At 30.0% G+C, this 12,627-nt stretch carries 10 protein-coding genes; 8 read left to right on the top strand and 2 right to left on the bottom strand.

The window, feature by feature from the left end; translation table 4 throughout:
- Positions 1-39 precede the first annotated feature (39 nt).
- Together JV122_RS00780 and tsaD are read left to right on the top strand one after the other, a co-directional pair.
- Positions 40-1,416 (top strand): YbhB/YbcL family Raf kinase inhibitor-like protein, encoded by a 1,377-nt coding sequence (locus tag JV122_RS00780; RefSeq protein ID WP_205842537.1) that lies wholly within the window; start codon positions 40-42, stop codon positions 1,414-1,416.
- Positions 1,417-1,486: 70 nt separating this feature from the next.
- Entirely contained in the window at positions 1,487-2,431 is a 945-nt protein-coding gene (gene tsaD / locus JV122_RS00775; RefSeq protein WP_205842535.1) for a tRNA (adenosine(37)-N6)-threonylcarbamoyltransferase complex transferase subunit TsaD, read from the top strand.
- Between the two features lie 59 nt (positions 2,432-2,490).
- Here the strand turns inward: tsaD and JV122_RS00770 are convergent, their stop codons facing one another.
- Both JV122_RS00770 and JV122_RS00765 read right to left on the bottom strand, forming a co-directional pair.
- The gene (locus JV122_RS00770; RefSeq protein ID WP_205842533.1) at positions 2,491-4,506 is read right to left on the bottom strand and encodes an MIP family Ig-specific serine endopeptidase; all 2,016 of its coding nucleotides are present in this window, start codon (positions 4,504-4,506) and stop codon (positions 2,491-2,493) included.
- 48 nt (positions 4,507-4,554) lie between these two features.
- The gene (locus tag JV122_RS00765; RefSeq protein WP_205842531.1) at positions 4,555-5,763 is read right to left on the bottom strand and encodes a phosphoglycerate kinase; all 1,209 of its coding nucleotides are present in this window, start codon (positions 5,761-5,763) and stop codon (positions 4,555-4,557) included.
- Positions 5,764-6,061: 298 nt separating this feature from the next.
- Between JV122_RS00765 and JV122_RS00760 the strand changes: the two genes are divergently transcribed.
- The 6 genes from JV122_RS00760 (at position 6,062) to pgsA (ending at position 12,457) form a co-directional block, all read left to right on the top strand.
- Positions 6,062-7,498: a coiled-coil domain-containing protein gene (locus JV122_RS00760; protein WP_205842529.1), complete on the top strand. Its 1,437-nt coding sequence runs from the start codon at positions 6,062-6,064 to the stop codon at positions 7,496-7,498.
- 238 nt (positions 7,499-7,736) lie between these two features.
- The gene (locus JV122_RS00755) at positions 7,737-9,257 is read left to right on the top strand and encodes a hypothetical protein (protein ID WP_205842528.1); all 1,521 of its coding nucleotides are present in this window, start codon (positions 7,737-7,739) and stop codon (positions 9,255-9,257) included.
- A gap of 184 nt (positions 9,258-9,441) precedes the next feature.
- Positions 9,442-9,894 (top strand): diadenylate cyclase, encoded by a 453-nt coding sequence (locus tag JV122_RS00750; protein ID WP_373422596.1) that lies wholly within the window; start codon positions 9,442-9,444, stop codon positions 9,892-9,894.
- Between the two features lie 9 nt (positions 9,895-9,903).
- The gene (mgtE, locus tag JV122_RS00745) at positions 9,904-11,349 is read left to right on the top strand and encodes a magnesium transporter (RefSeq protein ID WP_205842524.1); all 1,446 of its coding nucleotides are present in this window, start codon (positions 9,904-9,906) and stop codon (positions 11,347-11,349) included.
- Positions 11,350-11,358: 9 nt separating this feature from the next.
- The gene (locus JV122_RS00740) at positions 11,359-11,862 is read left to right on the top strand and encodes an MHJ_0274 family protein (protein WP_205842522.1); all 504 of its coding nucleotides are present in this window, start codon (positions 11,359-11,361) and stop codon (positions 11,860-11,862) included.
- Positions 11,855-12,457: a CDP-diacylglycerol--glycerol-3-phosphate 3-phosphatidyltransferase gene (gene pgsA, locus JV122_RS00735; RefSeq protein WP_205842520.1), complete on the top strand. Its 603-nt coding sequence runs from the start codon at positions 11,855-11,857 to the stop codon at positions 12,455-12,457. The genes JV122_RS00740 and pgsA overlap by 8 nt, the downstream gene beginning before the upstream one ends.
- The last annotated feature ends 170 nt before the right edge of the window (positions 12,458-12,627 follow it).

Genomic DNA, 12,627 nt, shown 5'->3' with positions numbered 1-12,627 from the left:
CTATATAATTTATCGCACATAAATTAAAAGGAACAATATATGAAAAAAATTAAAAGCTTACTATTATCTTTACCTGCTGTTGCTGTAGCTACTTTTGGAGTGGTTGCATGTAATCCAGCAAAACCATCAACAGGAGAAGATATGACACAACCTGTTGAACCAAATAACCCAGGAACACCTGAACAAAAACCAGGTAAACCTGAAGAAAAACCAAAAACAGGAAACCAACCTGTTACAGAAAACAAAAACGAAGTGTATTCAATTAAAATTAACTCAAGTGCAATCCAAAATGGAGTTTTAAGCGATACTCAATATGCTGCAAGTCAAAACTCAAAAGGAAAAAGCTTACCGCTAAGTTGAAACGCTGTAGAAGGTGCTAAATCTTATGCAGTTATTTTAGTTGATAAAATGGCAACTGAAGTAATTGGAGGAATTTATTCTCACTGAGGAATTTTCAACATTCCAGCAACTCAAACAACTTTAGAAGCAGACTTTTCTAAAACAAATACAAACACTAACATCAAACAATTAGAATTTTCTAATCCATCTTCTGTGCTTACAGGTGAACCAAAAACAGCACAAAACTCTTATGAAGGACCAAACCCACCTGCAGCTCACATTTATGAACTAAGAGTCTTTGCTCTAAATACAGAAACAATTAATCCTGAATCTCGAAACAACAAATACTTTGCAAACAATTTCTATAAAGCGATTGAAAACAAAGTTGTTGCAGAAGGTGTTTTAAACTTCTCATACGGGACAAATGCATCTAATGGTTCTTTATACAAATCAGAGGAACTAAAGAAAATTGACATTGAAACAACAGGACTTGAAAACGGAATTCTAAAATCAGAATACGTTGCAAGTATTAATGAAAATGAAGTTAGTGGAAAAACTTTACCTTTATCATGAAATAAAGTTGAAGGTGCTAAAAGTTATTTATTAGCTCTTGAAAGCTGATCAGAATCAGAACATTCAGAAAATGTGGGAATGGTTCTTTGAGGAAAAGTTAACATTGAAAATCCTGCTTCAGGAGACAAAGTTGAACTTGCGTCTGTTGAAATCAAAGATGAAGACACAACAAATAACTTTGAAAACTCATTAAGCGGTTTCTTTGCGCAAGCTTTATTACATTCAGGAAATAATGAAAACTTTGAACAACCAGGTGCACAAAACTACTCTGCATTAATCAAAAAATATGCTTTAGCTAAATTTGAAAACTTAACAAACGAAAATTCATCAAAATACATTCTTAGAGTTTATGCTCTTGACAAAAAACTTACTAAAAATCAACCTTCAAATCAAGAACCAGACAATGGACAAAATCCAGGAAGTTATGATGTTTTAGGAAGTTATTTACACCAAGCCAAAGGTTCTGTAATTGCAGAAGGAAAATTAGAATTTAAACTTAAATAAATTTAATGCAACAAATGTTGCATTTTTTCTTTTTGTTTGTTTATAATTTAATAACTAAAAAGGAGGAAAAATGGTAATTTTAGGAATAGAAACATCACACGATGATAGTGCTGTAGCAATATTAGAAAATGGAAAAATAATCAAAAATATTATTTTTAGTCAGATTGAAATTCACGCAAAATACGGAGGAACAATTCCGGAAATCGCTTCAAGAGAACATGTAAATAATGTTGCTGTTATTTTAGAAGAAATCAAATCTTTTTATGATCTTAAAAAGATTGATTATGTAGCTTATACACAAAAACCAGGCTTAATAGGTGCACTACAAATTGGTTATTTATTTGCAAATGCAATTGCTATTTCACTTAGTGTTCCTTTAGTTCCTGTAAATCATCTTGATGGTCATTTTTTCTCTGGTGCAATTGATAATGAAATTAAGTTTCCAGCACTTGGGTTATTAGTTTCTGGAGGGCATAGCCAAATAATTTATGCTAAAGATTCTGCTAATTTAGAAATTATAGGAGAAACACTGGATGATGCAGTTGGTGAAGCTTATGATAAAGTTGCTAGAAGGCTGGGACTTGGTTTTCCTGGTGGTCCAATAATTGATAAAATTTATTGAGAAAATACAGAATTATCGCACTTTTTAAGCTTAACAAAGCCAAAAACAGAAAATGAATATGACTTTTCTTTAAGTGGTTTAAAAACACAAGTAATCAACATCATTAATGGTTATGAAAACAGAAAAGAAGTAGTTCCTGTAAAGGAAATAGCAGCTTCTTTTCAGAGGTTTGTTGTTGAGTATGTTTTAGAAAAGTTTTCTAAAGCGATAAAGGAATATAATGTTGAATCAATTGTTTTAGCTGGTGGTGTTTCAGCTAATAAATTATTAAGACAAGAGTTTCAAAAACTACACTCAAACGTAATAATTCCTAAATTTGAATACTGCACCGATAATGGAGCAATGATTGCAAAAGCAGCTGAAATATATCTCAAAAACTCAAAAGAAAAATAAACAAAACACCCCCTAAAAAAGGAGTGTTTTTTGTCAAAAATATGCGTGAATAAGGCTTTTTAGATTCCTTCAGGGAAAAGTGCGGTGCGACTAAACTCACTGTATTCTTCTTTAAATTCTTTTAAGTTTTGTCTGTATGATTTTGCTTGTTTTGGATATTTGTTTTTGTCGCTTCCATCAATTAAATTGTGTGCATAAGAATCTTTTAGATCATCATCAACAGCTTCGCTTAAGAAAGTTATTCCACCTTGTTTTGATAAATCACCAAATGAAACAGAACCCGCAACAGTAGAGAAAATTCCAACAATTAATCCATATTCATTTAGAGCCATTGATCCAGATGCTCCAAAGTAAAGGGAACTATTATCAATCATTCCAACAGTTCCTATTCCTAAAATTTCTCTATTATTTTTTAGACTGTTTGAAACATTTGAACTTTGAATAAAGTTTCCTTGTTTAAAGACGTTTTCGGGTTTTTGAAGACCAGAAGGATAGTTTCGCATGAAGTATTGAGAATTGCTTTCTGATGGGAAACCTGCAATATAAATAGATCTTGTGTTTGCGTAAGAATTAGAATTTGAGCTGTATTTTGATAAATTAGCATCTTCATTTTTAAATCATTTAGAAGGATAATCAACAGAAATAAAAGGTGAAGAACCGTTGTCATGGTTTGGAATATTGTTTTTAGATTTAATAGAACTAATTGAGTCTTTTAAAGATTTTGTAGCTCTATCAATTGCTTTTTTAAGAACTTCTAAATCAGTATTTGTTTTAGATTCTTCAGCAAGTTTTTTGTAGTGAATTTTGAGTGAAAATACAGCAAAATCCTTTCCAACAGTGTATTCTTTATCTTTTTCTGATAAGTGTTTTTTGTCTATAATAGCTTTATTTGTAGCATCATCATAGAAATTAGAAGCTACAAAGACAGTTTTAGGATTATCGAAAATTCCTGCTGTTTGTGTGTGATTTTGCTTAAATTTATAATCATAAACAGCTGCGTCGTTTGAAACGGTTGCATTTGTAAAATATTTAGGTTTAGAATCACTTGAAGGTTTGTATTCATTTGGATGAGCTGAAATATCTGTATTTTCTTTATTTACACCAATATTAAAGCTTTCAAGAGCTGTGTTTTGTTCTGAAAAATATTCTGGGAATTTTGTTTTTCATTTTGCATTAAGGGTGTTAAATGCTCTTGAGTAAACGTGTGCATTAGTTGCTAAAAATAGTATTAGTTCATCAGAATTTTCTTGATTGTTTTTTCAAGCATAGTCTAAAAGTCAAGCAGTTCCAGTTGGTTCTGTTGCAACTAAACTAAGAGAATTATCTGTTGGATCAACACCTTTTGCATTGAATGAAATTGCAAAAGATCTATCTCTTAATTGAGTATAAACTTCTGTTTCTGAAAGTTCGAGATTTGTGTTTTTAGGTGCACTTTCTTTTGTAATTGCATTCTCTTGTTCTCTACGTTTTTTAGCTTCTTCAATACCTTTTGTAATTGCTTCAAGATCTAAAACACCAGGAAAAGCAGGTGGTGTTGGTTGTTCTTTTTTGTCATCTTTTTGTTTAGTTGGTGGTGTTTGACTTGAATTTGATGTGCTAAATTTTTTGTCTTTGATTTTAAAGGAAGTTCCGTTGTAAGTTATATAAGATACAGTGTATTCTGTGTTTTGGTTTAAATTTGAAACTTCAAATGTTACAGTTTGACTTTGAGAATCATAGCTTGATGCTGAAGTTGCTTGAGCATTATTAAGTCCGATTTCAAACTTTGTTTGTGCAGAAAATTTAGTGTCTGCATTTTTGAACTTAAGTTTGATAGTTGCACTATTTTGTGTTATTTTCTCTGTTTCTAAAGATTCGAGACTAAGACTTTGAGTTGTTGGAGTTGTTGGTTTTAATGGTTGTTCTGGTTTTGGTTTGTCTTCAGGAGGGTTTTGTGGAGAAAGAGTGCTTGGTGGTGTATTATTTGTGTCTTTGTTAGGATCTTTTTGGTCACTTTGTTGACAGGAAATTGCTGTTGAAATAAGGGCGGGAATTGTAATTAAGGAACTTAAAAATAAAGATTTTTTGTTTTTCATTTTAAGAGCAAAAAAGTTTAAGCAACCGCTTAAACTTGTTTTGTTTGATTATTTATTTTGAATTGATGCAATTCCTGGTAATTCTTTACCTTCTAAGAATTCAATAGAAGCTCCACCACCTGTTGAAATGTGACTGAATGCTTGTTCAAATCCTAATTTTTCAACAGCAGCTACAGAGTCTCCTCCACCAATAACTGAATAAGCGTTTGTTAATTTAGAAATGCTTTTTGCAACTTCTTCTGTACCATATTTGAAGTTTGAGAATTCTGTAACTCCCATTGGTCCGTTTCAAAGAACTGTTTTAGCACCTTCTAATTCTTTTTTGAATAATTCGATTGAGTATTTATCAATATCTAATCCCATTGTTCCTTCTAAAATTTGTAGAGGGTTTTCAGGGTTTAGAATTCTTGGTTGATCTTCGAATGATTTTGCCATAGCGTGATCAACTGGAAGAACGATTTTGTCTCCAAATTTTTGTAGATATTCTTTTGCTAATTCAATTTTGTCTTCTTCAACTAATGAAGTACCGATGTTAAATCCAAGTGCTTTGTTGAATGTATAAGCCATTCCTCCACCAATAATAACTTTGTCAGCTTTTTGTAGTAGAGAACTTACAACACCGATTTTATCTGAAATTTTAGCTCCACCAATAATAGCAATAAATGGTTTTTCTGGGTTTGTAACGATTTTTGAAAGTGCGTTTACTTCTTTTTCTAATAGATAACCCATTGCAGATTCTTTAATGTTGCTTGCAATTCCAACGTTTGAAGCGTGTGCTCTGTGTGCTGTACCGAAAGCATCGTTAATGAAAACGTCACCTAAAGAAGCTCAGTATTTTCCAAGTTCTGGGTTGTTTTTTGATTCAGCTTTGTCGTTTAAGTCTTCAAATCTTGTGTTTTCAAATAAAAGAACTTCTCCTTCTTTAAGCTCATTGATAGCTTTTTCAAGTTTTGGTCCTCTTGTTTGGTCAACAAACACAACTTTTTGGTTTAGTTGTTTTTGTAATTCTTCAGCAACAAGTCTTAAGCTTTTTTTCTCTTTGTCAGCTTCTTCTTTAATTCTACCTAGGTGTGAGAAAACGATTGCTTTTCCACCTTCAGCAATAACTTTTTTTAGTGTTGGTAATGAAGCTACAATTCTTTTTGTTGAAGTAATTTTTCCATCTTTAATAGGAACGTTAAAGTCAACTCTAACAAGAACTTTTTTTCCTTTAAGTTGTAGATCGTTAATTGTTTTTTTTCTGTTTTTTAATTCCATGAGATCTCCTTCTAATCTATATAGTTAAATTATAAAACTTTTTTAAAATTAGCATATTTATTTTTTATAAAAAAGAATTTTAAAACTTAATTAAACTTAAAAAATCACATTTGTTTAGACTAAAAAGTTTTTTTGTGAAAAAGTTTGATATATTTCAAAAATGCACTTTTTTGTCTAAATTTAAGCAATTTTTGTTGCTTTTTGTCAATATATTTGCACAAATACACAAAAATAATATAATTTTGTATTAGTAAGTTAAAAAAACTTAATTGTAAGTTACAAAAGAAAAGGAACAAAAATGAAAAAGTCACATTTAAAACTGGCTGCAGTTCTTGTTTTTAGTACAACAATTGCTGCGGCTTTAACACTAAGTAGTGTTTTTGTATACAAGAAGGACGCTGAAAATAAGCAACTACAAAAACAACTACAAAATCAAGATAACAAAGAAAATCAAAAGGATAATTTAATTAAACAATCCAAAGAAAATATTCTTAAACAAAACAAAGCTTATTTAGATGCTCTAAATACTCAAATCGAGTCTTTAAAAGACAATAATAATGATTTATATACTCAACTTAAAGCAGAATTAGATCTTTTAGATACAAAAAACAATAATCTAAAAGACTTTGAAAAAGAAGAATTCTTTAGTCTTTTAGATTTTTTTACAAAGGATTATATAGAACTCGCCAGAAAAACAGCTTCAGCCGATAAAAACAATGAAGTATCTATTCAAACTCTAAAAACTTTAAAGAAAATAGAAGAAGATAAAATTGATAATGCAATTTCTATTTTATATAAAGAATTAAACAAAAATAATCCAAGCGAAGAAAAATATAAAGAACTTGAAGCAAAAATAAATGAGCTAAAAGCTCTCAAGGAAACTATAGCTGCAATATCAAGTCTTGAACAACTAAAACTAAAACAGCTTGAAGTAGATCTAAAAACTGCTTATAAATCAGGAGAAGAAACTGCCGCAGTGTTTGTAAGCGATTCTATTAAGAAAATTGAAGAACTAGAAAAACAAAAAGCAAACGATTCTTCTTCAAACATTACAGATGAGCAAATACAAGAAATTAAACAAAAAGTAGTTGAAGTTTGAAAAGGAACAGAAGATTACAAAGAAAAAGAAAACATTGTTAAAAACGTTGGACTAAACAGTTCTCAATACAACCCCGAATCTGATATTTCAATTTTAGCAATTAGTAATGTTTCATTCGGTAAAGCACAGCCTTTTAAAGGGGTAGAAGGGTTTAGTATTGTTGACTTCAACACTTATCGTCAATCCTTTGAAGAAAACAAAGGCTTAACAAGCTATGAAAACATGAAAAAAGCAATTCAAGCTTACGATTACTTTAAAGTAACGTTCAAAAAAATCTGAGCTTACATCAAAGATGAAATTGACAAAAAAATCGATGAGTTTGAAAAACTAAACATTACAGATGAAAACAAAGCAAGCTACTCAACAGTTGTTGACGATGCAGAAAAAACATATAACTATGTAGAACAATATCTAAAACTGTCAAAAATTAGAAAAACTGCCAAATCTTGAGCAACAGGAGAATGAGTTGAAAATGAAGAAACAAAAATGCTTTCAGACATCTTTATTGCAATTTTTGGACCAACTACATCTCCTGCATACTTCTATGAAACAGGAGTTGCAAGCAATTGATGATTAAACTTTGTGTTAAACAAAATTAAACAAAAACACCAAGAATTAAACAAAGAAACTCAATAATAAACAAAGGCCAACAGAGATGTTTGGTCTTTTCTTTTAAAAGGAATTTTTCCTTTTTATAAAGAAAAAATACAGAAAATATACTCAAATTTTTGAAAAAAGCTATGAATTTTACATTTTTTATGCATATTTATATTTATTTTCTTTTTTTTATTATAAAATATTGTAAAATTTTTTTACTATTAGCACAGAAGCTGTATAGACAAAAATAAATTAAAAATTATTAAAAAGAGGAATTATGATTGATAAATTTTATTGTTCAAAAAGAACTAACAAAAAAACAAAAAAAACTGAATTTACTTTTAAAAAAGCTAAAATAAACAAATACAAAATTTTTGATTCTCTTGAAGAATGTATCGAACACTTCAAATCTCTAAAACTTAATGCAACAATGTGATTAAGAGAAAATGGAGTTTTCGTTAGCTCAATCAAAACAAGAATTGGTGAAAATCCAGAAGATGAAGTTGAAGTAGAAATCATTCACTTTGAACCTAAAAAAGCTGTTGAACCAGAATGAGATGTAACAGATGAGTGTGATGAATGTGCTAAACTTGACGAAGATGTTAAAACATGAGCACCATTAATGGCTAAAGAAGAAAAAGAAGTTGTAAAAGAAGTAGTTAAAGCAGAAGAGAAAAAAGAAGAAGTTAAAGAAGAACCAAAAGTTGCAACAATGGAAAAAGTTGAAGTTGTTCCAGTTGCTCAACATGCACCAGTTGCGGAATTTGACTATGAATGTGAAGAATGTAGATTTGCTCTAGAGAACGAATTAGGAGATGATTGCTTCGAATGTTCACAAGCTCCAGCAGAACCAGTTGTTGCAGAAAATGTAGAAACTACACAAGAATGCAAAGAATGCAAAGAAGCTGAACTTGAAAACAAAGAACTTGAAGCAGAAGATAACAAAATTGTTACTTCAACATCACCAATGAAAAACACAAATGAACAAAAAATCGTTCTTTCATCTATAGAATGTGAAGAATGCAACAAAATGCTTCAAGAAGAACAAAGTCAATTAATTAACGGTTGTGAACAATGTGATTCTGTATTTAATGTAGTAGCAGCAAAACCTTCAAATGAAGTTGCTCAAAATCAACTAAAAGATGTTGTTACTGCAACTCCTTCACAACAAGCTTCAACACAAGCTCAAGCAGTTTCACACGACTGTAAAGAATGCCAATTAATTGCAAAAGAAAGTGAAGAACTAGAAAAAGAATCATGTGGTGGATGTGCTACAGCTCTTGAAGTTTCAACAGTTTCACCAGCAATGGCTTCATCAACTTCTAAACCAGCTTCAACACACAAATCAGATGAAGCTGATAAATGTGCAGAATGCCAAGAAATTGAAAAAGAAATTGCTAAATGAGAATCAGAATTATCACAAAAACCAGAACCAACTGTTGTTCCAGTTGTTTCATCTACAACTTCTACAACAAATGTAGAATCTGTTAACTCTTCAACACTAACACACGTTAATGTTGCAGATGGTATTTCAAGCAAAATTCTAGCTTACAACCAAAAAGAAAATATTAAAAATTCAGATGAATACGTTTTAGTTAACAAGAAAACTAAAGAAGAAACTCCAGTTGAAGTTATTGATATTACAGACGCTGAAGATAAAATCGTTGTTGGTTCATCAGAAACAGAATTTTACAGAAAAGAAACAATTTGAACATGAACAAACTATGCTCTATGATTCCTATTATGATTCGCAGCATTATTCTTGATCATTACAATCTTTGTGCTTCCTCATCTATAAAAATAACAATATTTTCTAACGCATCATAAAATAATATGATGCGTTTTTTAAAGAAAAAGATATGACTATAGCTCTAATTTGAATTATTCTAATAATTTGTCTTCTTTTAACAATTTTAATCGGGACAAAGGAATTAATTTCTTTAATAAAGCACATTAGAAGTAAAAAATCAAAATTTCAAGAAATGGCAGATTCTAATAAAAATAGAGTTATTATTGAACTAAAAAACGCAGTTGAAGAGCTATCTAGAACTAAAACAGGTGCTATTATCACAATTGAAAACCGTGATAATATCGAAAACATGAGAACAGATGGTGTAAAGATAGACTCAAATATTTCATCCTCTTTATTGATTTCAATTTTTAATAAAAATTCACCATTACACGATGGAGCAGTAATAATAAGAGCAAATAAAATGATTTATGCTTCTACTTATTATAAAATTACTTCAAAATCAATAAATAATAAATATGGTTCACGTCATAGGGCTGCTATGGGAATTAGTGAACAATCAGATTCCACAACAATAGTTGTTTCAGAAGAAACAGGTGGAATTACAATTGCAAAACACGGAAAATTCGAGTATGTTTCAATCGAAGAATTCAAAAAAGCACTAGAACAAAAACTTAAAAATTAGGAGGTCGTTATGTCTTTAAAAGATGCAATAGAAAAAAAAGACATAAACTGAATAAGAGATTTCTCTAAAACGACTCCGATTGCACAAATAGCTCTTGAGGCATCTGAGTTGTCAGTTGTTGAAAGAGTTATTTTTTTTAGAATGCTAAATACAGAAAATGCAGCAGAAGTATTTTCTTATTTAGACAGTGATTCTCAAGAAGAATTAATCAACAACTTTTCAGATGATATGATTGATCAAATTGTTGATGAATTATATACAGATGAAATTGCAGATCTTATAGAAGAAATGCCTCAAAATCTTTCTACAAGAATCTTAAGAAATATCGATCCTGAAAAAAGAAAGGCACTTAACAAGATTCTGCGTTATGATGAAGATCACATCGGTTCTGTGATGTCTGTTGACATCATTGCTCTAAAAGAATACTGAACAGCAAAACAAGCCCTTGAGTATATTAGAGCTAAAAAAGACGATGTTGAGCTAACTCACTACTACTACATTGTAAACAAAAACAAAAAACTCGTTGGAGCGCTAACTTTAGAGGACATTGTTTTCTCTAAAGTTTCATACCAACTAAAAGATATAATGTTCGCTGTACCTTTTGTTTATACAACAGACGCCAAAGAAAAGGTTGCTAATGTCTTTGCTGAACATGATATGTCAGTTATTCCTGTAATGGACTCTTCAAACAGGCTTGTTGGTATGGTTACTTCGGATGATATTATTGATATTTTCCAAGAAGAAGCCACAGAAGATATGTATAAAATGGCCGGAATTAATTCAGAAGTTTCAGAAGAAGAATATCTAAAAACAAGCGTTATGAAAATAGTTAAATCCAGAATTTTCTGATTAATTATTTTGATGCTTGGATCAACACTTTCGCAAGTTGTTATACAGCTATTTACTGATACTTTAGAACACAATGATTCCCTAAAATCCCTTGGTTTAGGAATCTTTATATCAACAATTGTCTCTATTATTCCTGTTATTTCGGGTTCTGCTGGAAATGCTGGTTCACAGTCCGCAACAACAATTACACGTGCTTTATCGCTTGGCGAAATTGAAAAACGTGGATACATGCGAAAAGTATTTTTTAAAGAACTTAATGTTGGGATGACAATTGGTTCTATATTGATGTTAATTAACTTTATCAGACTTGTTATTTACTTTATGGCAACACGAGATATCTTTATAGCTGAACCAATTACACACGATGGAATTACAACAAAATTACCAAAATACGCATATATTTTAATTATTTCTGCAGCTTCATCAATCGCAATGTTTCTTGTAATTGTCTTCTCAAAAATCTTGGGTTCAATCATTCCTTTAATTGCTGCAAGATTTGGAAAAGATCCAGCAGTTATGTCAGCTCCAATTCTTGCAACACTAACAGATGCAACATCAACATTTATATTTTTTGGAATTACAATATTAGTATTTTTATTAATTTAGGAGGTTAAAATGGATAGTACAGTTGTTTTAATAATAATGATCGTTGTGATCGTTGCTCTTTTAATTGGTATCTTCCTTTTCCAATACATCAGTGATAGAAAAAAAAGAAAGAAAATCAAATTAGAAAAAGAAAAATTAGCTAAAGAAGAAAAAGAATTAATGCTTCACATAGTTTCAAAAGCTAACTGAATAATTGAAAAAAATGATTATAAACTAGAACACTTCGTTGTTTCAATTGGTGATGAAAAAATGAAAGACATCAACCATTGAGCACAACAAGGTCTAAAAAGTTTTTTTGAACTAGACGGTTACAAAAGAATTTTTGTTAATAATCCTTATGAAAAAAATGATTTATTACCAGAAAAACTAAACGATCTAATTACAACAAAATCAAATTTATGACAAAAAAGATGTCAAGATACTATAAAATATTTTAAAGAATTAGAAGAATTATTTTTATCAGATGAAACAGATAAAAAACAATATTTAGAAATGAAGGAGAAATATGAATAAAAAGAATTTACCTAATATTCTTACAATTTCAAGAATGATTGCCTTTATTCCGTTCTTGATTTTCATGTTAGTATTTAGCTTTTCAAAGCCGGCCTACAGTGTAAAAAGCAATCTTTATTGAGCTTTAACACTTGCTCTTGTAATCTTTATTTCTGCTATGATCACAGACTTTTTAGATGGATTTTTAGCAAGAAAATACAATGTAGTTTCAAACTTCGGAAAACTATTTGATCCAATTGCCGATAAAGTTATGACAGCAACTGCAATGGTTTTCTTAGCATACTTTGGTTGAATTGAAATCTGAATAGTTGTTTTATTTATTGCAAGAGACATCATTGTTGATGGTTCTAGAAATCTTGCTGCAAAATCAAACAGAGAAGTTGCTGCTTCAATTTGAGGTAAAATTAAAACAATGATTCAAAGCATCGTTTTAATTTTAATGATGTTAGTATTACCTTTAGTTGAGGGAAATGCTTTTGTGATTGTTTATTGATTATTTAACACATTAATGATAGTTGCTTTAGGATTTTCACTTTATTCAGGATTTTTATATGTATATGCAATTAAAGATCTAATTAAATTTAAACATGAATAATACAAATAACTCATTAGCTTACTAGTGGGTTATTTTTTAATAATTTAAGCATTAAGATTGTTTAGTAATATAAAGAAATTTTAGGATTATTCAAGATGCAAAAAAATTATTATACAGCTTCAACAAGGCAAAAAAGGGGAAATGTGGTATAATTTAAAATATAAATTAAA

The organism is Mycoplasma procyoni, assembly GCF_017052595.1.
Lineage (GTDB): Bacteria > Bacillota_I > Bacilli_A > Mycoplasmatales > Metamycoplasmataceae > Mesomycoplasma_A > Mesomycoplasma_A procyoni.
This window is presented reverse-complemented; position numbering and strand designations above follow the sequence as displayed.